General features: G+C 72.1%; 25 protein-coding genes and 1 pseudogene. 12 read left to right on the top strand and 14 right to left on the bottom strand.

Translation table 11 applies throughout. From position 1 onward, the window contains the following. Positions 1 to 3: 3 nt before the first annotated feature. From ADK64_RS39840 to ADK64_RS39820, 5 genes are all read right to left on the bottom strand, one after another. Positions 4 to 1,302: a DUF6986 family protein gene (locus tag ADK64_RS39840; RefSeq protein WP_053666986.1), complete on the bottom strand. Its 1,299-nt coding sequence runs from the start codon at positions 1,300 to 1,302 to the stop codon at positions 4 to 6. Positions 1,303 to 1,486: 184 nt separating this feature from the next. Next, positions 1,487 to 2,449: an electron transfer flavoprotein subunit alpha/FixB family protein gene (locus tag ADK64_RS39835; RefSeq protein WP_053666985.1), complete on the bottom strand. Its 963-nt coding sequence runs from the start codon at positions 2,447 to 2,449 to the stop codon at positions 1,487 to 1,489. 53 nt (positions 2,450 to 2,502) lie between these two features. Next, positions 2,503 to 3,288, bottom strand: a complete 786-nt coding sequence (locus ADK64_RS39830) for an electron transfer flavoprotein subunit beta/FixA family protein (RefSeq protein WP_053666984.1) — start codon at positions 3,286 to 3,288, stop codon at positions 2,503 to 2,505. Positions 3,289 to 3,505: 217 nt separating this feature from the next. Further along, entirely contained in the window at positions 3,506 to 4,015 is a 510-nt protein-coding gene (locus tag ADK64_RS39825) for a flavin reductase family protein (protein WP_053666983.1), read from the bottom strand. 208 nt (positions 4,016 to 4,223) lie between these two features. Continuing rightward, the gene (locus tag ADK64_RS39820) at positions 4,224 to 4,556 is read right to left on the bottom strand and encodes a TlpA family protein disulfide reductase (protein ID WP_234384908.1); all 333 of its coding nucleotides are present in this window, start codon (positions 4,554 to 4,556) and stop codon (positions 4,224 to 4,226) included. Between the two features lie 316 nt (positions 4,557 to 4,872). On the opposite strand from ADK64_RS39820, the gene ADK64_RS39815 reads away from it, so the two are divergent. Continuing rightward, entirely contained in the window at positions 4,873 to 5,601 is a 729-nt protein-coding gene (locus ADK64_RS39815; RefSeq protein WP_053666981.1) for a lysophospholipid acyltransferase family protein, read from the top strand. A gap of 140 nt (positions 5,602 to 5,741) precedes the next feature. Here the strand turns inward: ADK64_RS39815 and ADK64_RS39810 are convergent, their stop codons facing one another. From ADK64_RS39810 to ADK64_RS39795, 4 genes are all read right to left on the bottom strand, one after another. Further along, on the bottom strand, positions 5,742 to 6,335 hold the full coding sequence (locus tag ADK64_RS39810) for a transglutaminase domain-containing protein (RefSeq protein ID WP_053666980.1): 594 nt from the start codon (positions 6,333 to 6,335) through the stop codon (positions 5,742 to 5,744). A 92-nt stretch (positions 6,336 to 6,427) separates the two neighbouring features. Further along, on the bottom strand, positions 6,428 to 7,498 hold the full coding sequence (locus ADK64_RS39805; RefSeq protein WP_053666979.1) for a threonine aldolase family protein: 1,071 nt from the start codon (positions 7,496 to 7,498) through the stop codon (positions 6,428 to 6,430). Then, positions 7,495 to 8,241, bottom strand: coding sequence for an SDR family NAD(P)-dependent oxidoreductase (locus ADK64_RS39800; RefSeq protein ID WP_053667189.1), 747 nt, complete (start codon positions 8,239 to 8,241; stop codon positions 7,495 to 7,497). The genes ADK64_RS39805 and ADK64_RS39800 overlap by 4 nt, the downstream gene beginning before the upstream one ends. A 41-nt stretch (positions 8,242 to 8,282) precedes the next feature. Then, entirely contained in the window at positions 8,283 to 9,680 is a 1,398-nt protein-coding gene (locus ADK64_RS39795; RefSeq protein WP_053666978.1) for a DUF6421 family protein, read from the bottom strand. Between the two features lie 402 nt (positions 9,681 to 10,082). On the opposite strand from ADK64_RS39795, the gene ADK64_RS39790 reads away from it, so the two are divergent. Next, complete coding sequence (locus ADK64_RS39790; RefSeq protein WP_078993130.1) at positions 10,083 to 10,766, top strand: glycerophosphodiester phosphodiesterase; 684 nt, start codon at positions 10,083 to 10,085, stop codon at positions 10,764 to 10,766. A 17-nt stretch (positions 10,767 to 10,783) separates the two neighbouring features. Here the strand turns inward: ADK64_RS39790 and ADK64_RS39785 are convergent, their stop codons facing one another. Further along, entirely contained in the window at positions 10,784 to 11,323 is a 540-nt protein-coding gene (locus ADK64_RS39785) for a GNAT family N-acetyltransferase (protein WP_053666976.1), read from the bottom strand. Between the two features lie 70 nt (positions 11,324 to 11,393). Between ADK64_RS39785 and ADK64_RS39780 the strand changes: the two genes are divergently transcribed. The 3 genes from ADK64_RS39780 (at position 11,394) to ADK64_RS39770 (ending at position 14,245) form a co-directional block, all read left to right on the top strand. Further along, entirely contained in the window at positions 11,394 to 11,786 is a 393-nt protein-coding gene (locus ADK64_RS39780) for a VOC family protein (RefSeq protein ID WP_053666975.1), read from the top strand. A 535-nt stretch (positions 11,787 to 12,321) separates the two neighbouring features. Further along, complete coding sequence (locus ADK64_RS39775) at positions 12,322 to 13,086, top strand: VOC family protein (protein WP_053666974.1); 765 nt, start codon at positions 12,322 to 12,324, stop codon at positions 13,084 to 13,086. Positions 13,087 to 13,192: 106 nt separating this feature from the next. Continuing rightward, a complete protein-coding gene (locus ADK64_RS39770; protein ID WP_053666973.1) occupies positions 13,193 to 14,245 on the top strand; it encodes an aldo/keto reductase in 1,053 nt (350 codons plus the stop codon). A gap of 7 nt (positions 14,246 to 14,252) precedes the next feature. Here the strand turns inward: ADK64_RS39770 and ADK64_RS39765 are convergent, their stop codons facing one another. Next, entirely contained in the window at positions 14,253 to 14,924 is a 672-nt protein-coding gene (locus ADK64_RS39765) for a MarR family winged helix-turn-helix transcriptional regulator (RefSeq protein WP_078993129.1), read from the bottom strand. Further along, a complete protein-coding gene (locus tag ADK64_RS39760; protein ID WP_053666972.1) occupies positions 14,921 to 16,606 on the bottom strand; it encodes an FUSC family protein in 1,686 nt (561 codons plus the stop codon). Before ADK64_RS39760 ends, ADK64_RS39765 begins: the two co-directional genes overlap by 4 nt. Positions 16,607 to 16,769: 163 nt before the next feature. Between ADK64_RS39760 and ADK64_RS39755 the strand changes: the two genes are divergently transcribed. From ADK64_RS39755 to ADK64_RS39740, 4 genes and pseudogenes are all read left to right on the top strand, one after another. Further along, positions 16,770 to 17,321: a DUF5134 domain-containing protein gene (locus ADK64_RS39755; protein WP_053666971.1), complete on the top strand. Its 552-nt coding sequence runs from the start codon at positions 16,770 to 16,772 to the stop codon at positions 17,319 to 17,321. A 99-nt stretch (positions 17,322 to 17,420) separates the two neighbouring features. Next, on the top strand, positions 17,421 to 18,356 hold the full coding sequence (locus ADK64_RS39750) for a M56 family metallopeptidase (RefSeq protein ID WP_053666970.1): 936 nt from the start codon (positions 17,421 to 17,423) through the stop codon (positions 18,354 to 18,356). Positions 18,357 to 18,779: 423 nt separating this feature from the next. After that, positions 18,780 to 19,492: pseudogene (locus tag ADK64_RS39745) on the top strand (HAD family hydrolase); the annotation flags it as partial. Between the two features lie 235 nt (positions 19,493 to 19,727). Continuing rightward, the gene (locus ADK64_RS39740) at positions 19,728 to 20,396 is read left to right on the top strand and encodes a TetR/AcrR family transcriptional regulator (protein WP_053666969.1); all 669 of its coding nucleotides are present in this window, start codon (positions 19,728 to 19,730) and stop codon (positions 20,394 to 20,396) included. A 13-nt stretch (positions 20,397 to 20,409) separates the two neighbouring features. Here ADK64_RS39740 and ADK64_RS39735 read toward each other — a convergent pair whose 3' ends face one another. Continuing rightward, entirely contained in the window at positions 20,410 to 20,991 is a 582-nt protein-coding gene (locus ADK64_RS39735) for a DUF6214 family protein (protein ID WP_053666968.1), read from the bottom strand. Between the two features lie 210 nt (positions 20,992 to 21,201). On the opposite strand from ADK64_RS39735, the gene ADK64_RS39730 reads away from it, so the two are divergent. Together ADK64_RS39730 and ADK64_RS39725 are read left to right on the top strand one after the other, a co-directional pair. After that, a complete protein-coding gene (locus tag ADK64_RS39730; protein ID WP_053666967.1) occupies positions 21,202 to 22,536 on the top strand; it encodes an FAD-dependent oxidoreductase in 1,335 nt (444 codons plus the stop codon). 136 nt (positions 22,537 to 22,672) lie between these two features. Next, positions 22,673 to 24,004 (top strand): nucleobase:cation symporter-2 family protein, encoded by a 1,332-nt coding sequence (locus ADK64_RS39725; protein WP_053666966.1) that lies wholly within the window; start codon positions 22,673 to 22,675, stop codon positions 24,002 to 24,004. Here the strand turns inward: ADK64_RS39725 and ADK64_RS39720 are convergent. Beyond that, positions 23,972 to 24,328 (bottom strand): ArsR/SmtB family transcription factor, encoded by a 357-nt coding sequence (locus tag ADK64_RS39720; protein ID WP_053666965.1) that lies wholly within the window; start codon positions 24,326 to 24,328, stop codon positions 23,972 to 23,974. The genes ADK64_RS39725 and ADK64_RS39720 overlap by 33 nt on opposite strands. Before the next feature lie 131 nt (positions 24,329 to 24,459). Between ADK64_RS39720 and ADK64_RS39715 the strand changes: the two genes are divergently transcribed. Continuing rightward, positions 24,460 to 25,539: an NADH:flavin oxidoreductase/NADH oxidase gene (locus tag ADK64_RS39715; protein ID WP_053667185.1), complete on the top strand. Its 1,080-nt coding sequence runs from the start codon at positions 24,460 to 24,462 to the stop codon at positions 25,537 to 25,539. Positions 25,540 to 25,554: the final 15 nt, after the last annotated feature.

Raw genomic sequence — 25,554 nt, 5'->3', positions numbered from 1 at the left:
CCGCTACTTCGCGGAGGCGGTCAGGTCGCCGCGCCGGGGGGCGGCGAAGCCCTCCAGGTCGGCGCGGGTCAGACCGGTGAGGCGGGCGACCTCGGCGATGTCGAGGGCGCCGCAGTCCAGGCCGCGCAGCAGATAGCCGCTGAGGGCCTTGGCGGTGGCGGGCTCGTCCATCACGTCGCCGCCGGCGCGGTTGGCGTAGCGGGCGAGGCGGCCGGCGGCCTGCTCGAAGCCCTCGCGGTAGAAGGCGAAGACGGCCGCGTAGCGGGTCGGGATGTGGCCGGGGTGCATGTCCCAGCCCTGGTAGTAGGCGCGGGCGAGGGCGCGGCGGGTCAGGCCGTAGTGCAGGCGCCAGGCGTCGTGGACCTTGGCGGTCGGGCCGACGGGCAGGACGTTCGTCGAACCGTCGGAGACCCGGACTCCGGTGCCCGCCGCCGCGACCTGCATGACCGCCTTGGCGTGGTCGGCGGCCGGGTGGTCGCTGGCCTGGTAGGCGGCGGACACACCGAGGCAGGCGCTGTAGTCGAAGGTGCCGTAGTGCAGGCCCGTGGCGCGGCCCTCGGCGGCCTGGATCATCCGGGCGACGGTCGCGGTGCCGTCGGTGGCGAGGATGGACTGGCTGGTCTCGATCTGGATCTCGAAGCCGAGCCGGCCGGCGTCCAGACCGTGCACCTTCTCGAAGGCCTCCAGGAGCCGGACGAACGCGCTGACCTGCTCGGCGTAGGTCACCTTGGGCAGCGTGAGGACCAGGCCCTCGGGCAGGCCGCCGGCCTCCATCAGGCCGGTGAGGAAGACGTCGAGGGTACGGATGCCCCGGTCGCGTACCGGCGCCTCCATGCACTTCATGCGGATGCCCATGTACGGCGCCGCCGTGCCGTTCTTGTACGCCTCCGCGATCACGCGCGCCGCGCGGGCCGCCGTCTCGTCCTCCTCGGCGTCGGGGCGGGGGCCGTAGCCGTCCTCGAAGTCGACGCGCAGGTCCTCGATGGGCTCGCGCTCCAGCTTGGCGCGGACGCGCGAGTAGACCGGCTCGGCGAGGTCCTCGGACAGACCGAGGACGGCCGCGAAGGAGGCGGCGTCGGGGGCGTGCTCGTCGAGGGCGGCAAGGGCGCGGTCGCCCCAGGAGCGGATGGTGTCGGCGGCGAAGGCGTCACCGGGGACATAGACGGTGTGGACGGGCTGCCGGGTGCCGGGGTCCCCGGGGTAGCGGCGCTCCAGCTCCGCGTCGACCGGTGCCAGGGAGGCGCTGATCTCCTCGCTGACGGCGCCCGCGAGGCTCGTCGCCACCTTGTCCTGCTGACCCATCCCACACCCTCCAATTTTCCGCTGTACGGAATCAATAATCCGTAGAATGAAGTTATCCGGGTGGTTCTCGCTGGTCAACACCCTGTCCGGACCCTGGTCCGACCTGGCGGTTCGTCACCAGGATGCACCGAGGCCCCGGTGACCGCGTCGGTCACCGGGGCCTCGGACGTGCGCCTGGGCGGGCTCAGCCCTTGCGGGCCTTGATCTCGTCGGTCAGCTGCGGGACGACGTCGAAGAGGTCGCCGACGACGCCGTAGTCGACCAGCTCGAAGATCGGGGCCTCGGCGTCCTTGTTGACGGCCACGATCGTCTTGGAGGTCTGCATGCCGGCGCGGTGCTGGATCGCACCGGAGATGCCGTTGGCGATGTAGAGCTGCGGCGAGACCGACTTGCCGGTCTGGCCGACCTGGTTGGTGTGCGGGTACCAGCCGGCGTCGACGGCGGCACGCGAGGCACCGACGGCCGCGCCGAGGGAGTCGGCGAGTGCCTCGATGATCGAGAAGTTCTCGGCGCCGTTCACGCCACGGCCGCCGGAGACCACGATCGCGGCCTCGGTCAGCTCCGGGCGGCCCGTCGACTCACGCGGGGTGCGGGCGGTGACCTTGGTACCGGTCGCCTTCTCGGAGAAGACCACGGCGAGGGCCTCGACCGCACCGGCGGCCGGGGCGGCCTCCACGGCGGCCGAGTTCGGCTTGACCGTGATGACCGGGGTGCCCTTGATGACGCGGGACTTGGTGGTGAAGGACGCGGCGAACACCGACTGGGTGGCCACCGGGCCCTCGTCGCCGGCCTCGAGGTCGACGGCGTCGGTGATGATGCCGGAGCCGATGCGCAGCGCCAGACGGGCGGCGATCTCCTTGCCCTCGGCGGAGGAGGGGACCAGCACGGCGGCCGGGGAGACGGCCTCGTGGGCGGCCTGCAGGGCGTCGACCTTCGGCACGACCAGGTAGTCGGCGTACTCGGACGCGTCGTGGGTGAGGACCTTCACCGCGCCGTGCTCGGCGAGCGTCGCGGCGGTGTCGGCGGCGCCGTTGCCCAGCGCGACGGCGACGGGCTCGCCGATACGGCGGGCCAGGGTCAGCAGCTCCAGGGTGGGCTTGCGGACGGCACCGTCCACGTGGTCGACGTAGACGAGGACTTCAGCCATGGGATTGCTCTCCTGCGTAACGAAGTTGAGGGGCGGTCAGCGGGGGCGAGCCCTTAGATGAACTTCTGGCTCGCGAGGAACTCAGCGAGCTGCTTGCCGCCCTCGCCCTCGTCCTTGACGATGGTGCCGGCCGTGCGCGCCGGGCGCTCGGTCGCGGTCTCGACCTTGGTGAACGCACCCTCGAGACCGACCTCCTCGGCCTCGATGTCCAGGTCGGACAGGTCCCAGGACTCCACCGGCTTCTTCTTCGCCGCCATGATGCCCTTGAAGGACGGGTAACGCGCCTCGCCCGACTGGTCCGTCACGGACACGATCGCCGGCAGGGAGGCCTCGAGCTGCTCGCTCGCCGCGTCGCCGTCACGACGGCCCTTGACCACGCCGTCCTCGACGGAGACCTCGGAGAGCAGGGTGACCTGCGGAACACCGAGACGCTCGGCGACCAGCGCCGGTACGACGCCCATGGTGCCGTCGGTGGAGGCCATGCCGGAGATGACCAGGTCGTAACCGGCCTTCTCGATCGCCTTGGCCAGCACCAGGGAGGTGCCGATGGCGTCGGTGCCGTGCAGGTCGTCGTCCTCGACGTGGACGGCCTTGTCGGCGCCCATCGACAGAGCCTTGCGGAGCGCGTCCTTGGCGTCCTCGGGGCCGACCGTCACAACGGTGACCTCGGCGTCGTCCGCGTCCTCCGCGATCTTCAGGGCCTGCTCGACCGCGTACTCGTCCAGTTCGGAGAGCAGACCGTCCACGTCGTCGCGGTCGACGGTCAGGTCATCGGCGAAGTGCCGGTCGCCAGTGGCGTCGGGCACGTACTTCACAGTGACAACGATCCTCAAGCTCACGCCGGCTCTCCTACTGCATCGTCATTTCCGGGCTGCCTCTTGCAGGCAGCATAGGCGCCTCAAGCGGCCGATCCCGATCGGGGCGTCCGCGCGCTCCGACCGAAATATTACTCGTCAGTACACCCAGTTCCTGCCCGCTAAGCAAGCGCTTTGAACTGTGACCTTCGCAACGCAGCGTAACCGGAACTCGACGGCCCCGCAGAAGAGGCCGGCGCGCTCAGTCCCGCAGGCCGCTGAAGCGGCCCTGGTGGTACAGAAGGGGCCGGCCGGCACCCGAGGGGTCCCCCAGAACGACCTCGGCGAGCACGATGCGGTGATCACCGGCCGGGACGCGTCCCACGATCCGGCAGACCAGCCAGGCGAGCACGTCGTCGAGGACCGGCACGCCTTCCGGGCCCTCGCGCCAGGCCGTGGGCGCGCCGAAGCGGTCGGCGCCGCTGCGGGCGAAAGTGGCGGCCAGCTCGCTCTGGTGCTCACCGAGTATGTGCACGCCGACGTGGTCCGCCTCGGCGATCGCGGGCCAGCTGGAGGCGCCCGTGCCGATACCGAAGGAGATCAGCGGGGGCTCGGCGGAGACCGAGGTGAGGGAGGTGGCGGTGAAGCCGATCGGACCGGCGGCGCCGCGCGCGGTGATCACCGCGACACCGGCGGCGTGCCGGCGGAACGTCGAGCGGAGCAGGTCGGGGGAGGCGAGCCGAGGGGCGCCGAGGCCGGGCGTGGCCGTCATGGAGTGGTCCTTCTGCCGAGGGGGACGAGCAGGTCCGTGACTTCTCAACAGCCCGGACAGCGCGCGCTCGCGGTGCGGGCGAGATCGACGTGGGCCCGCCCGTGGAGAAGGAGTTCGATCGGCATACGGTCAGGCTGACGATAGATGGCGCGCGCAGTCAAGTGCGATCCGGGATCCGGAAGATGCCGCACCGCTTTCTGAGGCACCCTCACACGGCCTCCCCCAGTGCGGCGATGACGTCGGCCCTGCGGGGCTGGCCGACGGCCCGGCGCACCACGCGGCCGTCCCCGTCGAGGACGAGCACGGTGGGCGTCTTGCGGATCTCCAGCTCGCGTACGAGGCCCAGACGGGCCTCGGCGTCGATCTCGACATGGGCCACGCCGGGGACCATCGCCGCCACCTCGCCGAGGATGCGCCGGGTGGCCCGGCAGGGCGCGCAGAATGCGCTCGAGAACTGGACGAGCGTGGCCCGCTCGCCCAGTTCGCCGCCCAGTTCGGCCGCCGCCAGCCGCATGTCTTCGCCCCGCCCGCGCACCCGCACTCTCCCGCTCCGTCACTTCCGCTCATCCTCCCCAAGCACCGGTCCGGCCGCAAAGATTCCCGCCCCTCGGCACAGTCGCGGTGGCGGAGGGCTCGAACCGCGCATACGGAAAGCCCGAATCACACATAAAGGGGACTTAAATATCTGAGGTGGGATGTAGGCCGACGTGACGAGGATCTCGCCGCGGCAGGGCACCAAGACTGGCTACCGGTCCGTTCTTCGGGCACGATCTGCGAGACGTCGTAAACCTACGGCTGCGTAACTTTTCCGCCGGGAACCCCTTTCCCGAGCAGAGCAGAAAGGGTCCACCCCGCCCATGGCAGAGATCGTCTACCGTCCCGTCATCGGTTTCGCCAAGACGCTGTTCAAGGTCTGGGACCTGAAGATCGACTGTCAGGGGTCGGAGAACATCCCGCGCTCGGGCGGCGCCGTGCTGGTGAGCAATCACATCAGCTACCTGGACTTCATCTTCAACGGCCTGGCGGCCCTCCCCCAGAAGCGCCTCGTGCGCTTCATGGCCAAGGAGTCCGTCTTCCGCCACAAGGTCTCCGGTCCCCTGATGCGCGGCATGAAGCACATCCCGGTGGACCGCAAGCAGGGCGAGGACGCGTACGCGCACGCGCTGGACTCGCTGCGCTCGGGCGAGGTCATCGGGGTCTTCCCGGAGGCCACCATCTCGCAGTCGTTCACGCTGAAGGGCTTCAAGTCGGGCGCGGCCCGCCTCGCCCAGGAGGCCGGTGTCCCGCTGGTCCCGATGGCGGTGTGGGGCACGCAGCGGCTGTGGACGAAGGGCCAGCCCCGTAACTTCAAGCGCAGCCACCTGCCCGTCACCATCCGCGTCGGCGAGGCGGTCGAAGCACCCCGCGACCAGTACGCGGGCGCGATCACCCGCCGTCTGCGCGAGCGTGTCCAGGACGTACTGGAGGCCGCCCAGCGCGCCTACCCGGGCCGCCCCAAGGGTACGGAGGACTCCTGGTGGCTGCCCGCCCACCTGGGTGGTACGGCACCGACGGCCGAGCAGCTGCGCGCGGCCGAGGCACACTGACGCCAGCGCCCGTACGCACCACACCACGTACGAGACGGCCCTGCCGCTCGCCAACTCCCCATTCCTGCACCTGAGTCGCGGCGTCAGGAACGACCGGCGGCACCCGTCCGCGAGATGCCCCTGGATGAGACGTGGGCACCTCAGAGTGCGTCCGGCAGCGCCTTCCACAGGTACGGCCGGTCCGGCGCGGCCCTCAGGGCGCCGAGGACGAGCGGGTGCGGCTCGGCGTACAGGACCGGATAGTCCCGCTCCCGGATCGCGGGGTCGGGGATCCAGGCCAGCCGCTCGCCGTCCAGGGAGAACTGCGCGTTCACACCGGGCTTGTTGCCGCGCGGGTCCTGCCGGTGCCAGGCGCCGTGGAAGCGTACGGCGACGAGACCGTGTACGGCGTGGCCGGTGCCGTCGTCGTGCCTGAGCCGTTGGTAGCACAGGGCCGTGGGGATGTCCTCGGCGCGCAGCAGCGCGGCCAGCGCGTGGGCCTTGGCGTAGCAGATGCCGGTGCGCTGCTCCAGCACGTCCGAGGCGCGCCAGGTGACGCGCGGGTCGTCGGCGTCGTCGGAGTGCGGGATGGTGTCGCGCACGAATTCGTAGGCGACGCGCGCATAGGCATACGAGTCCACGACCCCCTCGGCCAATCGGGCAGCCGTCGCCCGGACGAGGGGATGGTGATGGTCGATGACCTCGTCAGCGACCAAGTAGGCGGAGAGGTCGGCGGTGTTCTGGATCAGCTCCATGCGCGCAGAGCATAGGAATGCGACCACCCGAGAGTCAATGACTTTTCGGGTGGTCGCATACCTATGCATGCGGCGCGACGCATGGGCGGGAGTCAGCGCGCCATCTCCTCCTTGAGCGCCGCCACGAAGCTGTCGACGTCCTCTTCCGTGGTGTCGAAGGAGCACATCCAGCGCACCACTCCGGCCGCCTCGTCCCAGAAGTAGAACCGGAACCGCTTCTGCAGCCGCTCGCTCACGTCGTGCGGAAGGCGCGCGAAGACGCCGTTGGCCTGCACCGGGTAGAGGATCTCCACCCCGTGCACCGCGCGCACGCCCTCGGCCAGGCGCTGGGCCATCCCGTTGGAGTGGCGGGCGTTGCGCAGCCACAGGTCCTTGGCCAACAGCGCCTCCAACTGCACCGACACGAAGCGCATCTTGGAGGCGAGCTGCATCGACATCTTCCGCAGGTGCTTCATCTGCCGCACCGCGTCCTGGTTGATGACGACGACGGCCTCGCCGAACACGGCGCCGTTCTTGGTCCCGCCCAGCGAGAGGATGTCGACGCCGACCGCGTTGGTGAACGTCCGCATCGGGACGTCCAGCGAGGCGGCAGCGTTGGCTATGCGGGAGCCGTCCAGGTGCACCTTCATGCCGTGCGCGTGGGCGTGCTCGCAGATCGCGCGGATCTCCCCGGGCGTGTAGAGCGTGCCCAGCTCCGTGCTCTGGGTGATCGAGACGACCTGCGGCATCGCGCGGTGCTCGTCGTCCCAGCCGTACGCCTGCCGGTCGATCAGCTCGGGCGTGAGCTTGCCGTCGGGCGTGGGCACGGTGAGCAGCTTCAGGCCGCCCATGCGCTCGGGGGCGCCGCCCTCGTCGACGTTGATGTGCGCGCTCTCGGCGCAGATCACCGCGCCCCAGCGATCGGTGACCGCCTGGAGGGCGACGACGTTCGCGCCGGTGCCGTTGAAGACCGGGAAGGCCTCCGCGGTGGGCCCGAAATGGCCGCGGACGATCTGCTGGAGGTTCTCGGTGTACTCGTCCTCGCCGTACGCCACCTGATGGCCGCCGTTGGCCAGGGCCAGGGCGGCCAGCACCTCGGGGTGGGCTCCGGCGTAGTTGTCACTGGCGAAACCGCGGACGTACGGGTCGTGGTGGCGACGCGCGTCGGTCCTGGGAGGGTTCACGGCTTCTCGGTCAGCCACAGACGGTTTCCGTTCACTTCGGCGGCGGACTTGCTCCAGACGCCCTCGATGGCCTCGGCGAGGTCCTTGACGTCCGTGAAACCCGCGAACTTCGCGTTGGGGCGTTCGGCGCGCATCGCGTCGTGCACCAGCGCCTTCACCACCAGGATGGCAGCCGCCGAGCGCGGCCCCTGCTCGCCCCCCGCCTTGCGGAAGCCGTCCGCCATGGCGAGTGTCCAGGCCTCGGCGGCGGCCTTGGCCGCGGCGTACGCGGCGTTGCCGGCGGTGGGCTTGGCCGTGCCGGCGGCGCTGGTGAGCACGTACCGGCCGCGGTCACTGCGCTGGAGGCCGTCGTAGAAGGCGAGGGAGGTGTGCTGGACGGTGCGGATCAGCAGCTTCTCCAGCAGGTCCCAGTCCGCGAGGTCGGTCTCGGCGAAGGTCGCGCTGCCGCGCCAGCCGCCGACGAGGTGGACCAGACCGTCGATCCGGCCGTGGTCCTTCTCGATCCGCGCCGCCCAGTCGCGGGTCGAGCCCAGGTCGAGCAGGTCGACCGTTTCGCCGGTGACCGTGGCGCCGCCGTTGGCATAGCGGGCCGCGTCCACGGCCTCCGCCAGGCGCTCGGGGTTGTTGTCGGCGCCGACGACGACCGCGCCCGCCTCGGCGAGCCGCACCATTGTCGCGTGCCCGGCGGGGCCGCCCGCGCCGGCCACCGCGATCACCGCACCCTTGAGAGACCCGTTCCCCACCATGTTCTTCCCCTCTTGAGCAGTGTTCTGAAGGCGGTCGCTCACGCGGCGACCCGCTCGGCGCCGTCCGCCGTGATGCCCTTGGTCGAGGCGATCACATTCTTCAGCTTCTTGGACAGGGCCTCATAGAACATGCTCAGCGGAAACTCGTCCGGAAGCACGTCGTCCACGAGCTTGCGCGGCGGCTGGGTCAGGTCCAGGGCGTCCGGGCCCTTCGCCCACTTGGAGCCGGGGTGCGGGGCGAGGTACGTGGCGACCAGCTCGTACCCGGCGAACCAGTGCACCAGCTTCGGGCGGTCGATGCCGTCCTTGTAGAGCTTCTCGATCTCGGCGCACAGCTGGTTGGTGACCTGCGGGGCGCGCTCCCAGTCGATGGCGAGCTTGTTGTCGGTCCAGCTCAGCACGTCGTGCTTGTGCAGGTAGGCGAAGAGCAGCTGGCCGCCGAGGCCGTCGTAGTTGCGGACGCGGTCGCCGGTGACCGGGAAGCGGAACATCCGGTCGAAGAGCACCGCGTACTGCACGTCACGGGCCTGCGGGACGCCGTCCGCCTGGAGCTTCACGGCCTCCTTGAAGGCGGTGAGGTCACAGCGCAGCTCCTCCAGGCCGTACATCCAGAACGGCTGGCGCTGCTTGATCATGAACGGGTCGAACGGCAAGTCGCCGTGGCTGTGGGTGCGGTCGTGGACCATGTCCCACAGCACGAAGGCCTCTTCGCAGCGCTTCTGGTCGTGGACCATCGCGGCGATGTCCTCGGGCAGCCGCAGGCCCAGGATGCCGACGGCCGCGTCGGTGACCCGGCGGAAGCGGGCGGCCTCGCGGTCGCAGAAGATGCCACCCCAGGAGAAACGTTCCGGCGCTTCGCGTACGGCGATGGTCTCCGGGAACAGGACGGCGGAGTTGGTGTCGTAGCCCGAGGTGAAGTCCTCGAACGTGATGCCGCAGAACAGCGGGTTGTCGTAGCGGGTGCGCTCCAGCTCGGCCAGCCAGTCCGGCCAGACCATGCGCAGCACGACCGCCTCCAGGTTGCGGTCCAGGTTGCCGTTCTGCGTGTACATCGGGAAGACGACCAGGTGCTGCAGGCCGTCCGCGCGGTTCGCGGCGGGCTGGAAGGCCAGCAGCGAGTCCAGGAAGTCGGGCACCTCGAAGCCGCCCTCGGCCCAGCGGCGCAGGTCCTGCACGAGGGCCCGGTGATAGGCCTCGTCGTGCGGGAGCAACGGGGAGAGCCGCTCGATCGCGTCGACGACACGCCGCACGGCGGCCTGCGCGGCGGCCTCGGCCGGGGCGCCCTCGGCCGCGAAGTCGATCGATCCGTCCTTGTTCTGCCATGGCCGGATCTGCTCCACGGCATCCTTGAGCACAGGCCAGGCCGGGTGCTCAATCACCCTGGTCAACGAAGGAATGTTCCCCTCCATAGCTGCCTGCACAAGAATTTCCGTCATATTCCATCCTCCACGGGAGAACCTCGCGTATGGACACCGTATGCATACCCGGTTTCCGCCATCAAGAGGTACCTCGGGAAATTTTCTCGCTGGATCCCATGGTCACCGCTGATTTTCCTGCCGTAAACCGTGACGACGCTCACTTCCGTCGAGCGCCCGTGGGCACACAGCGTCCGGGCACCGTACCGATCCGGTCAGTCAAGGGCGCGGGGACTCGCCCACGTGCGGGTGACGGCCGGGGCGCATACCGGCCAGTTGAGACACGCGGCGTGCGCCCGTACGGCGTGCACGTGCGGGTTCATCGCGGGCCCCGGCGATTAGGCTGCGAGCCTGCCCGCGCGGACGACGGCGTCCGCCCGTCCCGCGCGCGCCGAGCCGCCGTCGACGGAAGCGAGTCGAACCTTGAACTTCCTTACCATCGGTCACCGCGGGGTCATGGGTGTCGAGCCCGAGAACACCCTTCGTTCCTTCGTCGCCGCGCAGGATGCCGGCCTCGATCTCATCGAACTCGGTCTGCACCTGAGCAAGGACGGTGCCCTGGTCGTCATGCACGACGCGGAGGTGGACCGTACGACCGACGGCACCGGGCCGATCGCCGACAAGACGCTGGCCGAGCTGCGCGCCCTGGACGCGGGCCGCGGGGAGCGGGTGCCGGTGTTCGAGGAGGTGCTGGACGCGGTGCACACGCCGTTGCAGGCCGAGATCAAGGACGTGGCGGCGGCCCGGGCACTGGCGAAGGTGCTGCACGAACGGGACCTGCTCGGGCGGGTGGAGGTGTCCTCGCTCCACGACGAGGCGGTCGCCGAGATCGTCCGGCTGGTGCCGGGGGTGCGCACGGCGCTGATCGCCGACCGCTACGGCACCGACGTGGTGGAGCGGGCCGTGGCCGTGGGCGCCCCGACCCTGTGTCTCAACATCCGCCGGATCACCCTGGAGGTCGTCGAGCGGGCGCGCGCGTCCGGCCTGCGGATCATCGGCTGGGTGGTCAACACGCAGGACCATCTGCGGCTGGTGCGCGCCCTGGAGCTGGACGGCGCGACGACCGACTTCCCGGAGATCAAGCGCACGGCCCGCTTCACCGCGTAGGGATCACACCGGAGCGGTCAGGCGAGCTTCTTGATCAGCAGCTCGAACTGGAGGTCGGCGCGCTGCGGGATGCCGAAGCGCTCGTCGCCGTACGGGAACGGGCTCATCCGTCCCGTACGGCGGTAGCCGCGGCGCTCGTACCAGGCGATCAGGTCGTCCCGTACGGAGATCACCGTCATGTGCATCTCGGTGACGCCCCAGGCCTCGCGGACCCAGCGCTCCGCCTCGGCCATGACCGCCTTGCCGAGGCCGGCGCCCTGCAGCGTGGGGCTGACGGCGAACATCCCGAAGTAGGCGTGGGCACCGCGGTGTTCGAGCTGGCAGCAGGCGATGATCCGGCCGCCTTGCTCCACGGCGAGCAGCCGGCTGTCCGGCGACTTGATCACCTCTAGCACGCCCTCGGGGTCGGTGCGCCGCCCGTCCAGGATGTCCGCCTCGGTGGTCCACCCGGCCCGGCTCGCGTCGCCGCGGTACGCCGACTCGATCAGCGCGACCAGGGCGTCGACGTCGGCGGCGTCGGCGTCACGGAAGGTGAGTCCGGTGGCGGGGGTGTCCATGAGGCGGTCTCCGTTCTCGGGCGTGGCTGAGCCAGGGTTGAGGGTAACCCTGCCAGTAGGCTCCGCCTGCATGGTGCATGTACTCAGCAGCCGGACGCTGCTCACCCCCACGGACCCCGAGCGTTCCCGCGCCTTCTACGGCGAGCGGCTGGGACTGGCCGTCTACCGCGAGTTCGGTACGGGCCCCGAGCGCGGCACGGTCTACTTCCTCGGCGGCGGCTTCCTGGAGGTCTCCGGTCGCTCCGAGACCCCGTCCTCGCCCGCGGTGCGGCTGTGGTTGCAGGTCGACGACGTGAGCGCCGCGCACGAGGAGCTGGTGGCGAAGGGCGTCGACATCGTCCGGCCACCGGTGAAGGAGCCGTGGGGTCTGATCGAGATGTGGATCGCCGACCCGGACGGCCTCCGCATCGCCCTGGTGGAGATCCCGGCGGACCATCCGCTGCGATACCGGCCGGGAATCTGACACCGGATGCGCCGACCACCGGGAGTCCGGCGGCCGCCCGCGTGGACGGGCGGGCTCCACGCGCTGGGGAGCCATTCGGGCGGCCGGGCCTGCCGGACGGGGAGCTGATGCGGCACCGGCCGGACAGTGAGCCTATGCGGCACCGGCCCGAGAATCGCCGCGGCACGGGGCGGAGAACTGTTCCGGCCACCGGCCGGGGAACTCGCGGTCAGCCGCGTCGACCGGCGGACTCCACGGCCCCGGGACCGACCCAACGAACAACGTCCGCGCACAACGCCGCCCCGGCCGGACGAGTCCCCCGCGCAGACGCCCCCCGGACGGCCGGGCCCCCCGGACCGGGATCCGATCCGACACCGACCAGAGAACTGCCGACCGACCCCGACACGCAGCGGGCTCCGCACCCCCGGACGTCCCGGCAAACGAGTCCGCGCGCAGGGGGTGGTTCGGATGGCCGGGCCCGGTGGACGGGGTTAGCGTGCCGGAGAGGGTCGCGCTCGGCGCGGCAGGATCTCCGTCCCTTCCGGAAGGAACCGCCATGGAGTTCGACAAGCCGGTGACCGGCGGCCCGTGCTGGACCGAGCTGGGGACCAGCGACGTGGAGGGGGCCAAGCGGTTCTACACCGAGTTGTTCGGGTGGCGGCCGGAGACGGACCCTCGGCCGGAGGCGGGCGGGTACACGATGGCGTACCTCGGCGACGCGCCCGTCGCCGCGCTCACCCCTCTGTACCAGGAGTCGCAGCCGGTGGCGTGGAACGTCTCGTTCGCCGTACTGGCCGCGGACGCGGAGGTACACGGTGTGGAGGAGGCCGGCGGGACGGTGGTCGTCGGCCCGATGGACGTGTTCGACGTGGGCCGGTTCGCGGTGGTCCTGGACCCGACGGGCGCGGCGTTCCAGCTGTGGCAAGCGCGGTCGTTCCCCGGCGCCGGGCTGTTCAACGCGCCCGGCGCGCTCGGCTGGGTGGAACTGGCCACCCGGGACACCGACCGGGCCCGGGACTTCTACACCACGGTGTTCGGCTGGAGCGCCGAGGGCTCGGACCAGTACACCGAGTGGGCCGTCAACGGAGCGACGTTCGGCGGCATGGCCGACATGGGCGACCGGTTCCCGCCCGAGGCGCCGGCGTTCTGGATGCCGTACTTCGCGGTGACCGACGTGGACGCGACGGCCGAGACCGCGGACCGGGCGTCCGGCACCGTCGTCATGGCCCCGGCGACGGTGCCGGACGGCCCGCGCATCGCGGTGCTGCGGGACCCGCAGGGCGCCGCGTTCGGGGTGTACCTGGCGGACACGGAGGGCTGAGACGCCGCTCACCGCTTGCCTTCGCGCGCACTCGAGCCTCTAGCGTCGCCCGCACGAACTGCCGTGCCCGCTGGGGCTCTTGGGCACGCGAGAAGAGGGAGCACACGTGCGTTACACGTTGTTCGGAAGGACCGGTCTGCGCGTCAGCGAACTCGCGCTGGGCACGATGACCATCGGCGAGGACTGGGGCTGGGGCGCCGACAAGGACGTCAGCGCCAGGATCGTCGAGGCCTACACGGACGCGGGCGGGAACTTCATCGACACCGCGAACAACTACACCTCGGGCAGCTCGGAGCGGATCCTCGGTGAACTGCTCGCCGGACGGCGCGACTTCTACGTCCTGGCCAGCAAGTACACGTGCGGCACCCGCGACAGGGACCCCAACTCCGCGGGCAACCACCGCAAGAACCTCGTGCAGTCCGTCGAGGAGAGCCTGCGGCGGCTGCGCACGGACCGGCTCGACGTCCTGTGGGTGCACGCCCGCGACAACTTCACCCCCGTCGAGGAGGTGATGCGGGCCCTGGACGACGTGGTGCGCTCCGGCAAGGTGCAGTACGTGGGTGTCTCGGACTGGCCGGCGTGGGAGATCGCCCAGGCCAACACTCTTGCCGAGCTGCGGGGTTGGACCGGCTTCGCGGGCTCACAGCTGCGCTACAACCTGCTGGAGCGCACCCCGGAGCGCGAACTCCTGCCGCAGGCCCGGGCGTTCGACCTCGCGGTGTTCGCCTGGGCGCCGCTGGCGGCCGGCAAGCTCACCGGGAAGTACCGGCGCGGACAGACGGGCCGGCTGGACACCGTGGGCGACAAGCCGGCGGCTTGGGAGGAGGACGTGATCAGCGTCGTCCTGGACATCGCCGAGCAGGGCGGGTGGACTCCGGCGCAGGTGGCGCTGGCCTGGCTGCTGGGCCGCCCGGGCAACGTCGTACCGATCATCGCGGCCACCAAGGAGGCGCAGCTGGCCGACAATCTGGCGAGCACCGGGGTCCGCCTGGACGCGGACGCGGTACGACGGCTGGACGAGGCGAGCGCGGTCCCGCTGGGCTTTCCGCACGACTTCCTGCGGGAGCCGCCCATCACGCGCAACGTCTACGGCGACCGCTGGTCCGACATCGACGACCGGCGCTCCACCCATCGCCGTACGGTCCACGACGTCCTCTGACGCCGCGCTACGCCCGCAACGCCTCCATCCGGCCCTCCAGACGGCTGAGCAACTCCCCGAGCAGTCCTGCGAGTTCGCCCTGTCCTGCCGGGGCCAGGACCGCCAGTACGGCGGCCTCGTAGGCGAGTTGCTCGGGAAGGATGCCGTCGACCAGGTCACGGCCGGCGTCGGTGAGCCGGACGTGGGTGACGCGCCGGTCGCGGGTGTCGCCGCGCCGCTCGACCAGGCCGCGCTCGGTCAGTTGCTTGAGCCGCTTGGTGACGGCGGCCCCGGAGGAGAAGGTCTCCCGGGCCAGTTCGCCCGGGGTCAGCTCGTGGCCGGTGCGGCGCAACGCGCCGAGCAGGTCGAACTCCGGGCGGCTGAGACCGGCCCGGCGCAGCGGCGCGTCCTCGGCCTGCTGGAGCAGGGCGGCGCAACGGTTGATCCGGCCGATGACCTGCATGGGCCCGGTGTCCAGCTCGGGGCGCACGGTCTGCCACTGCCGGACGACGGCGGCGACGGTGTCGCTCGGCCCGGCACCCGCGCCGGTGCCGCGGCCGGTGACCGTACCGGTGCCGGTCTCGGAGTCGGCCGGGGACCGCGGCTCTGCCTGCCGTGCGTCGGCCCGCTGCGCCGTCCCGCCCGGTCCGGCGTCTGCCGTGTCGTCCTCGCGCGCGGGTCCGCCGTTCGTCGCCGTCATGGCCGTATGTCCTCCGTCGCCCTGTCCGGGTCCTGCCCCTGGCCCCGGGCCTGGTCCTCGTCCTGCCGCGGCACGAACCCCTGACGTCGTACCGTCGCCGCGAGCGTACGGTGTCCGCTCCGCTCGGCGAGCACGACCCGCTCCTGCGGCAGGGCGCGCTGCCACCATTCGCCCGCGGCGGCGTCGGCGGTGGCGCGCAGGTCGGCGAGGGCGGCGGCGAGGGCTCGGCGGGCGGACTCCAGGGCGCGGGGCGCCGGGTGCGGCTCCGCGAGCAGCCGGGCGGTGTTCTCGCGGGCGCGTTCCGCCGTGGCCAGGGCGTGTGCGAGGCGGTCGCCGGCGCGCCGGTTGGTGACGGCGACGGCCGCGACGAAGCCGACCAGCGCGCCGACGAGGGTGTCCACGACCCGTTCGGTCATCAGCCTCCCCGGGTCCTGGGTGCGGGCGAACTCGGTGATGAGCAGGGCCATCGGGGTCACACAGACGCTGCCGAGCCAGTAGTTGCGGCCCATGAGCGCCTCGGCGCCGAAGTTGAGGGCGAGGCAGCACAGCACCAGGGCGGCCGGGTGGAGGTGGGCGAGCGGGGCGAGGGCGGCGAAGGCGAGCACGCCGACGAGGTTGCCGACGACGCGCTGGATGCCCCGGCTCCAGGTGAGGGTGACGTTGGCCTGGTAGAGGGAGGCCGCCGTGACCAGGGCCCAGTACGGGCGGCCGACGCCGAGTGCGAGGGAGGCGTAGCCGGCGAGGGCGCAGCCGATCGCGGTGCGTGCGGCGATCGGCGCGAGAGGGGCGAGCCGGTGCCGCAACGACGGTCGCGGCCGGGCGGGTCCGGCCTGCGGACCGAGGAGTTCGCCGGCGGCCGCGCGGGGGGTCTCGACCCGCGGTATCCGGCCGGTGCCGCGCAGCTCGCGGGCCCAGGCACGCAGCCGGGCGGGGTCGCTGTCGGCGGGGGCGGCGAGGGCGACCTCGGCCCGCACCAGGAGCTGTTCGAGGGCGCGCCGGGCGCGGTCGGGGCGTGCGGCGAGCAGGGACTGCCAGGCGGCGTGGACCGCGGCGGCGCTCGCGACGCGGGCCGTGACGTGTCCGGCACCAGTGCCGCGCGTGTCGGCGTACACGGCGGCGGCGTTCAGCGCCTGTGCGGTGGCGCGTCGTTCGGGGCCGTGCGGGCGCAGCAGCCCGGGCGCCATGCCGACCAGCCAGGCCCAGGCGCCCGCCGCCAGGGAGAGCCCGACGTGTCCGGGTACCTGGCCGAGGGTCTGCGGCGCGAACAGCGAGGCGGAGCTGATGAAGGTGAGCACCACGTTGGCGGGTGGCCCGAGCCGGGTGGCGTCGCACACGGTCTTCTGCACGGCCGCCATGACGGCGCCGACCGTGACGAGGACGACGGCGTCGGTGGTGAGCGACGCCGCGAGCAGCGCGACGGCGAGGCCGCCGACCATGCCGAGGACCACCCAGGCGAGCACGCGGGCCCGGGCGGCGTAGGGCCTGCTGTGACCGTAGAGCGCGCACAGGGATCCGGCCATCGTGTACATGGCGAGGTCCAGGCGGCCGAGGCCCAGCAGGATCAGGTTGGGCGGGGCGACCGCGGCGACCGCGCTCAGCGCGGGCTTGAACCAGATGTCGGAGGGCCGCCCGAGGCGGAGCACGCCGGAGAGGGGAAGTCGGCGGGGGGTCATACTGCTCATCACATCAATTTAGCACGTGTTTTACCTGGAAATCATTCTCACTCGATCCCCGCTCACCTGCCGTGCTCCGCCGAGTGCTCCCCGTGTACACCCTTGCGCTCGCGTGCGCTCCGCCTGGCGCGGGCATCACATCCTCGACCGAGCGTCGAGCGGGGAGGTGCGCGTGCACGGACCGGTTCCGGCCGCTTGGCTACTGGTCGCCCTGTGCGCGGCGACCGGGGCCTACTGCCTGCTGCGGATGCGCAGCGGAGTCGAGGAGCAGCGCCGGGCCGCGGGCGGCGAGGCGCTGATGGGCTTCGGCATGGCCGTGATGGCCGTACCGGCGGCCGCCTTCACCCCGCCGCGCTGGGCGTGGCCGCTGTACGCGGCGGTGTTCGCGGCGGCGGGGCTGCGCGCGCTGTGGGCCGCCCGCACCGTCCCGCACCATCTGCACCATCTGGTGGGTACGTGCGCGATGGTCTACATGTCGGTGGTGATGGCCGTCGCCCCGCCCGCCGCACACCATGTGCACGGTGGCCTGGGAGTGCCCTTGCTGACCGGCGCGCTCCTCGTGTACTTCACGGGTTACGTCCTGCTCGCCGGCGCGCGCCTGGTGCCCGCCGCCGTCGCGGTGGCCGGATCCGGGTCCCCGCGCTGGGGCGACCGCCCGGAGCTGGCGCGGGCGTGCCGGCTGTCGATGGGGATCGGCATGGTGACGATGCTGTTGACGATGTGAACGGCGTGAGCGCCTGCCGGGCCGCCCGCGGCGTTGCCTGCGTCACTTCGGCGTCATGGGCCGTACGGTGAGCGGCCTCGCGCTCATAGGGTGCTGTCCATGATGGTCCCCGTGGCACTGCTGCTGCTCGGCGCCTTGACCGCCATTCTCGCTCCCCGGCTCCTGGCCCGGGCCGACTGGGCGGACCGCGAACCGGTCGTCGCCCTCTGGGTGTGGCAGTGCTTCGTGGTGGCCGTTCTGCTGTGCTGCGCGCTGTCGATGACGCTCAGCGCGGCCGCTGCCTGGGAGGCGGTGCGCGGGAACGTGTTCGCCCCGGCTCCGCACGCGGTCGTGGACGCCTACGCCCTCGGCGCGGCCGGGCCGTGGGCCGCGGCCACCGCCGTACTGCTCGCCTCCGGCGGCCTGTGGAGCCTCGCGATGCTGGTGCGCGAGATCGTACGGTCCCGGGCGGGACGGCGTACGCGGCGGACCGAACTCCTCGTGCGCGCACCACTGTTGCCGGGTGAGGAGCCGGTGGGCGGTCGGCTGGTGGTGCTGGAGGGCGAGCGTCCCGACGCCTGGTGGCTGCCCGGGGCGGCGCCCCAGCTCGTCATCACCACGGCCGCGCTGCGTCGCCTGAAAGGCCGTCAGCTGGACGCGCTCCTCGCCCACGAGCAGGGCCACGCGCAGGCCCGGCACGACTGGCTGCTGCACAGCTCGGCCGCGCTGGCGGGCGGGTTCCCTCAGGTACCGGTGTTCGCCGCGTTCCGCGACGAGATGCACCGGCTGGTCGAACTGGCCGCCGACGACATGGCATCCCGCCGCTTCGGCCGGCTGACCACCGCCCTGGCGCTGGTCGAACTCAACGAGGAGCGGGGCGTGTTCGGCCCCTGCCCCACCCCGCACGCGCACGTCCCGCACCGTGTGCACCGCCTGCTCACCGCACCGGACCGCCTCCCCGCCCTGCACCGGCTCCGGCTGACGGCCCTGGCCGCGCTGGTGCCGGTGATCCCGGTACTGGTGACCCTGGTACCGGGACTGCGGGCACTCGGCTGACCGGGCCGCGCATGTCTTCCGGGTGCCGACTGCCCGGGCTGGGACCCGCTCACCCCGCGCCTGGTGTGCGCGGCCGCAGCGGTGCGGCCGGTGTGGCGGCACGCGGCCTGGTGGGCGGTGGTGTGACCGACGGTCACCTGTACGCCGGCCGCGCTCGTGCACCAGTCATCGAAGGCCGCCGCGGACCGGCGGCGACCGTGGCGTGAGGCCTGCTCGGTGGCTGCTGCACCGCGGCGGGCCGGGTGTCGTGGCACACGGCCGTGGCGGCGGCGGTGGTCCCGGTGCCGGGCATGGGCCTGACCCGGGTGCGGCTGAGCGTCCACCGGCCCTCGGACGTGCTCGGCGGCCGGCGGTTCGAGGCGTGGGCGGCGGCACTGGCCGCGGTGGTGCACGAGCGGCCACGGCCAGGCCGGGTCGACCCGCCTGCACACCGGCCCGGTCAGGGTCGAGGGCAGGAAGGCCGTGCTGTTCGGCTTCTCCGGGACGCTGTTCCGCGTCGAGTCCGCCGAGTCCCGGTCGCGCGCGGTGGCGGACGCGTCGGAGCACATCCTGCCCGAACCTCAACTGAGGCTGACCGCAAGGGCGTTGGAGCGGGCCGGGGCAATTGCCGGGCGGTGCCGCGCCGGTCGAGCTCGCGGCGGACCTCGCCGGGGCCTGGGGTGCGGGACGAGAGCGCGGAGCCGCACCGGGCCGCCAGCACGGGCGCGGCCCGCCAGGTGCCGCCGCCCGACCCGGGACTGTACGACGCGCTGTACGAGCGGCACATGCCCCCCGCCGCCCGGCCCCCGCACCCGGACGCCGCCCAGGCGCTGCGCGCACTGAGCGGGCGCGGTATCGGGGTCGGCGCGGTCGGCAGCATCGGCCGGGACCTGCGCCCGGTGCTCCGCGAGCACGGGCTCGACCGGTACCTGGACGCGTACGTGCTGTCGTACGAACACGGTGCGCAGAAGCAGGACCCGCGGCTGTTCTCGGCCGCCTGCGCGACGCTGGGCGTCGATCCGCGGCAGGCGGTGATGGCCGGCGACAGCGAGGAGGCGGACGGAGGCGCGACGGCGCTCGGCTGCCGGGGGTGTTCCGTGGACCATCGGCCGGTGCCGGAACGCCCGGACGCACTGCTGCCGGTACTGGGCCTCGTGGAACGAGTCCGGGCGGCCCTGGACGGTTCGGCCCCCGGCTCCCGGCCCGGGAAACAGGCCGGACCCGCACCCGACGGAGAGTACGGAAAGCGACGACGGGCTCACGCGCCGCCCGCCTGAGACGATCCCCCGCGTCGCCCCAGACGGACGGCAGCCATGGACAGGCCCCGCACAAAGCGGCGCCTCCCGCGATGAGTATAGTTGGCTGGCAGCCAGTCAACGCAGGAGTTACAGGATGTCCCCGCGAAGCGCCTCGGTCAATGAAGAGTTGCGACGGCGTTCCCGGGAGCGGTTGTTGCAGGCGGCCGTGGAGCTGGTCGGCGAGCGCGGGTTCGAGGCCACCACGCTGGGCGACATCGCGGACCGGGCCGGTTCGGCGCGCGGTCTGGTGTCGTACTACTTCCCCGGCAAGCGCCAGCTGGTGCAGTCCGCCGTGCACCGGCTGATGCACCGCACCCTGGAGGAGGCCCTGGAGCACGAGCCGCGCACCGAGGACGGCCGGGAGCGGCTGGCCCGGGCCATCGACGCGATCCTGGGCCTGGCCCGCGACCAGCCCGTGCTCATGCGGCAGCACATGGCCGGACTGCTGCAGGCGGAGGGCTTCGTGCAGTGCCCGGAGCAGCAGCGGCTCGGCGAACTGCTCGGCGACACGGTCGCCCGGTACGGCTCGCAGAGCGTCTCGACCGACTACCCGATGCTGCGGGCCGTGCTGATGGGCGCGGTGTACGCGGCGCTGGTTCCGGGGGCGCCGATGCCTCTCCCGGCGCTGCGGGCGGAGCTGTTCCAGCGGTACGGGCTCGACTGGACGCTGGGCGTGCCGCCGGAGAGCGAGAAGGCCGCCGAGGCGCGGGAGCAGGATCTGTCCCGGTTCTTCGCCACGGAGGAGCGGCCAGAGCGCCCCTGAGGCCCAACTCGCCTCACTCCCGGCGCACATGACGTGCCGTCAGGAACCCCCCGTCCCGCGCCTGGGCGATCAGCCTGAGGGAGCGCCGGCGGCTGCGTCCGGTCGCGCTCATCACGGCGAGCACCGGGTCGACGCCCTCCTCCTGTGCGGCCCGGTACTGCTGCGCGACCATCCGACGGCCCTCGATGCCCCGCGGCCAGGCCGGCCGGGCGCGCCTCGGCCCCGCACAGAGGCCGCCCCCCTCCTCGCCGCCACCGGCTTGCGGGGCGCACTCCTCCCGGAGGCCGTCACCGGCGTCCCCACTGTTCTCGCCGCCCCCCTCATCCTCGTACGCCCCCTGCGCCACACTCTCGTCCGCCCGCTCCGCCGCCACCCCGCGCGTCCTGGACAGCGAGCCCTCGATCCGGTCGGCCAGGACCGTCAGGTCGGCCAGGGACAGGGCCGGCTCGGCGCGGACGTCCTCGATCGACACGCACCCCTCGCACACGACGGCCAGGACGTCGATCCGCGCACCGTCGGGAAAGGCCAGCCGGACATGGAACCAGGACAGGGTGCCGTCGCGCTCCCGCACCACCCACGCGGGCCATACGGACACCACGCCGTCCTGCGCGTTCCGATCGGACAGGCGAAGGACAGAACGATTAAGCAAGGATGCTTCTAGCACACACGCAACGTAACCGCATGATCACATTCGCTCAGAAAGGACACGCATCCGCGTCACCCCGCCGGCCCCTGCCGCCACGGGCCGGGCGGTGCCATGCTGGAGCTGTCCGCACGCTTCCTCCTTCCGTCAGGGAGTTCCGCCGTGCTGCGTGTCGCCGTCGTCGGTTCGGGGCCGAGCGGGTGCTACACCGCCCAGAGCCTGGTCCAGCGGGATCCCGACGTCCACGTGGACGTCCTGGACCGGCTGCCGTGCCCGTACGGCCTGGTCCGTTACGGCGTCGCCCCGGACCACGAGAAGATCAAGTCCCTGCAGGGCAGCCTCGCGTCGGTGCTGGAGCACGAGCGGGTGCGGTTCCTCGGCGGGGTCCGGGTGGGCGGCCCGGGCGGGCTGCCGGCGGAGCGGCTGCGGGAGCTGTACCACGCGGTGGTGTACTGCGTGGGCGCCGCCACCGACCGCCGGCTCGGGATCCCCGGCGAGGAGCTGGCGGGCAGCGTGTCGGCGACCGACTTCGTGGCCTGGTACAGCGCGCATCCGGACGCGCCCGACGCGGACTTCCTGCGCGGTGTGCGGTCGGCCGTCGTCATCGGCGTGGGCAATGTGGCGGTGGACGTCGCACGGATGCTGGTCCGGGGTGCGGCTGAACTGAACCCCACGGACATCCCGCAGGCGGCTCTGGACACGCTGACGGCGAGCGGGATCAGCGACGTGCACATGGTGGGCCGGCGCGGTCCGGCGCAGGCCCGCTTCACCACCAAGGAGCTGCGCGAGCTGGACGCCCTGCCCGGCACCGAAGTGACCGTGCGGAAAGACGAGTTGGCGCTCGACCCGACCGACCCCGGCACGCTGCCCGGCGTACAGCGTCGCAATCTGGAGGTGCTGCGCGAGTGGGCGGCGCGTCCGCCGGTGCGGGCCGGCCGGCGCATCGGTCTGCGCTTCTTCCTGCGGCCGGTGGAACTGCTCGCGGACGGGGGCAGGGTGGGTGCCGTCCGCTTCGAGCACACGGCGCCGGACGGACAGGGCGGGGTGACGGGCACGGGCCGCTACGAGGACGTGCCGGCCCAGTTGGTGCTGCGTTCGGTGGGCTATCGCGGGGTGCCGCTGGACGGGCTGCCGTTCGACAGGGCGAGCGGCACGGTGCCGCACGAGGCGGGGCGGATCGTGCGGGACGGCGTGCCCTGTCCCGGCGAGTACGTCGCCGGATGGATCAAGCGCGGTCCGACGGGGGTCATCGGCACCAACCGGCCCTGCGCCAAGGAGACGGCGGCCTCCCTGCTCGCGGACGCGCCCGCGCTGCTTCGCGGCGAGGTCCCCGAGGATCCGGTGCCGGCGCTGCGCGCGGCCGGGCTGGAACCCGTGACGTGGGCGGGGTGGCAGTCGATCCAGCGGGCCGAGGCCGACCTGGGCGCGCGGCTCGGGCGGAGCGTGGTCAAGCTGGCCGACTGGGACGCGCTGCGCGCGGCGGCCCGCTCGGCCTAGCCCGGCCGGCCGGGGACACGTCGGCGGCCGGGTGAGACACACGGCGGCAACAGCCCGGAAATCAACAAACTGTTCAAGACGCCTACGGTCTCGTCCTGTTCGGATGCCACTCCCACCCGCCGCTGATGGAGTCCCCATGGCCACCACCGCAGACATCCACCCCGTCGACGAGATACCACCGGTACGGCAGCTGGCCGCCTTCGGGTTGCAGCATGTGCTCGCGATGTACGCGGGCGCCGTGGCCGTACCCCTGATCGTGGGCGGCGCGATGAAACTGTCGCCCGCCGACCTGGCGTATCTGATCACCGCCGATCTGCTGGTGTGCGGTATCGCCACGCTGATCCAGTGCGTCGGCTTCTGGCGGTTCGGCGTCCGGCTGCCGATCATGCAGGGCTGCACCTTCGCGGCCGTCTCGCCGATGGTGCTCATCGGGACGACGGGCGGCGGACTACCCGCGATCTACGGCGCGGTGATCGTCGCGGGGCTGGCGATCATGCTGCTCGCGCCGGTCTTCGGCAGGCTGCTGCGCTTCTTCCCGCCGCTGGTGACCGGCACGGTGATCCTGATCATCGGGGTCTCGCTGCTGCCGGTGGCGGGGAACTGGGCCGCCGGCGGCGCCGGTGCGAAGGACTTCGGGGAGCCGAGGAACCTGGCGCTGGCGGCCTTCGTGCTGGCGGTGGTGCTGGGTGTGCAGCGGTTCGCGCCCGCCTTCCTCGGCCGGATCGCCGTCCTCATCGGCATCGCGGTGGGCCTGGCCGTCGCGGTGCCCTTCGGCTTCACCGACTTCGGCGGGGTCGAGGATGCCGACTGGGTCGGCATCAGCACACCGTTCCACTTCGGGGCGCCGGCGTTCCACGCGTCCGCGATCGTGTCGATGCTGGTCGTGGCGCTGGTGACGATGACCGAGACGACCGGTGACCTGATCGCCGTCGGCGAGCTGACCGGCCGGAGGGTCGAGCCGCGTTCCCTCGCCGACGGGCTGCGCGCGGACGGCCTGTCGACCGTGCTGGGCGGGGTGTTCAACACCTTTCCGTACACGGCGTTCGCGCAGAACGTGGGTCTGGTCGGCATGACGCGGGTGCGCAGCCGCTGGGTGGTCGCGGCGGCCGGCGGGATCCTGGTGCTGCTCGGTCTGCTGCCCAAGCTGGGCGCGGTGGTCGCGGCGATCCCGGCGCCGGTGCTCGGCGGGGCCGGTCTGGTGATGTTCGGCACGGTCGCGGCGAGCGGGCTGCGGACGCTGGCCCGGGTGGACTTCCACGGCAACAACAACCTGACCGTGGTGGCCGTCTCGGTGGCGATCGGCATGCTGCCGGTGGGGGTGCCCACGGTCTACGAGAAGTTCCCGGACTGGTTCCAGACGGTGATGAACAGCGGCATCAGCGCGGGCTGTCTGTCCGCGATCGTACTGAACCTGCTCTTCAACCACCTTCCCGCTTCAGGCTCCGTCGCCGAGCCGACGGGACTGTAGGCCGGCGGCGGCGAGCAGGCTGTCGAGCAGCCCCGGGAACAGGCCGTCCAGATCGTCGCGGCGCAGGACGTTCATCTTGGCCGTGCCGCGGTAGACCTGCCGGACGACCCCGCACTCGCGCAGCACCCGGAAGTGGTGCGTGGTGGTGGACTTGGTCACCGGCAGGTCGAAGTACGAACAGGCCAACTCCGCTTCCCCGGCGGCGAGTTCACTCACGATCCGCAGTCGCACCGGGTCGGAGAGCGCATGCAGCACGGTCTCCAGCCGGATCTCCTCCCGCTCCGGGTGCGGCAGCGCGCGGCCGGTCGTGGCGGTGTCGGTCACAGCGGCCGCCTTTCGTCACGTGGTCCTACTTCCTCGAGCATTGTACGAGAAGCGTCGTAGTTTGACATCCCTCGTAGTACGAGAGTTATCGTACGAGCCGACCACCGGTCCCGTGACGAATGGAGTCCGTCGTGAGCGCGCTCTTCGAGCCCATCACCCTGCGCGAAGTGACCATCCCGAACCGGGTGTGGATGCCCCCGATGTGCCAGTACTCGGCCGAGGCGGAGGGCCCGCTCGCCGGGGCACCGCACGACTGGCACTTCGCGCACTACGCGGCGCGCGCCACGGGCGGCACCGGCCTGATCATCGTCGAGGCCACCGCCGTCTCGCCGGAGGGCCGGATCTCCCCCTACGACCTCGGCCTGTGGAACGACACCCAGGTGGAGGCCTTCCGCCGGATCACCCGCTTCCTGGCCGCCCACGGCACGGTGCCGGGCATCCAGCTCGCGCACGGCGGCCGCAAGGCCTCCACCGACCGGCCCTGGAAGGGCGGCGCGCCGGTCGGACCGGAGGAGCACGGCTGGCAGCCGTTCGCGCCGAGCGCGCTGCCCTTCGACGAGCGGCACTCCGTGCCGACAGAGTTGACGGCGGATCAGATCACGGAGATCGTCGGCCAGTTCGCCGCCGCCGCACGCCGCGCGCTCGACGCGGGCTTCGAGATCGCCGAGATCCACGGCGCCCACGGCTACCTGATCAACGAGTTCCTCTCCCCGCACTCCAACCACCGAACCGACGCCTACGGCGGCTCGTACGAGAACCGCACCCGCTTCGCCCTCGACGTCGTGGACGCCGTACGCGAGGTGTGGCCCGAGGACAAGCCGGTGTTCTTCCGCATCTCGGCCACCGACTGGCTCCAGGACGGCGGCTGGACCACGGAGGACACGGTGCGCTTCGCCCGTGATCTGCACGCCCACGGCGTCGACCTCCTCGACGTCTCCACCGGCGGCAACGCCTCCGGCGTGACGATCCCGACCGGTCCGGGCTACCAGGTGCCGTTCGCCGCCCGGGTGAAGGCCGAGACGCCGCTGCCCGTCGCCGCCGTGGGCCTGATCACGGAGGCCGAGCAGGCCGAGAAGATCGTGACGAACGGCGAGGCCGACGCCGTCCTGCTCGGCCGCGAGCTGCTCCGCAACCCGTCCTGGGCCCGGCACGCGGCCCGTGAACTGGGCGGCGAGATCAGGGTGCCGGACCAGTACCACCGGTCGGTCTGAGCACGACGGGACACC

Source organism: Streptomyces sp. MMG1121 (genome assembly GCF_001280015.1).
In the GTDB taxonomy this organism is placed as follows: domain Bacteria; phylum Actinomycetota; class Actinomycetes; order Streptomycetales; family Streptomycetaceae; genus Streptomyces.
This window is presented reverse-complemented; position numbering and strand designations above follow the sequence as displayed.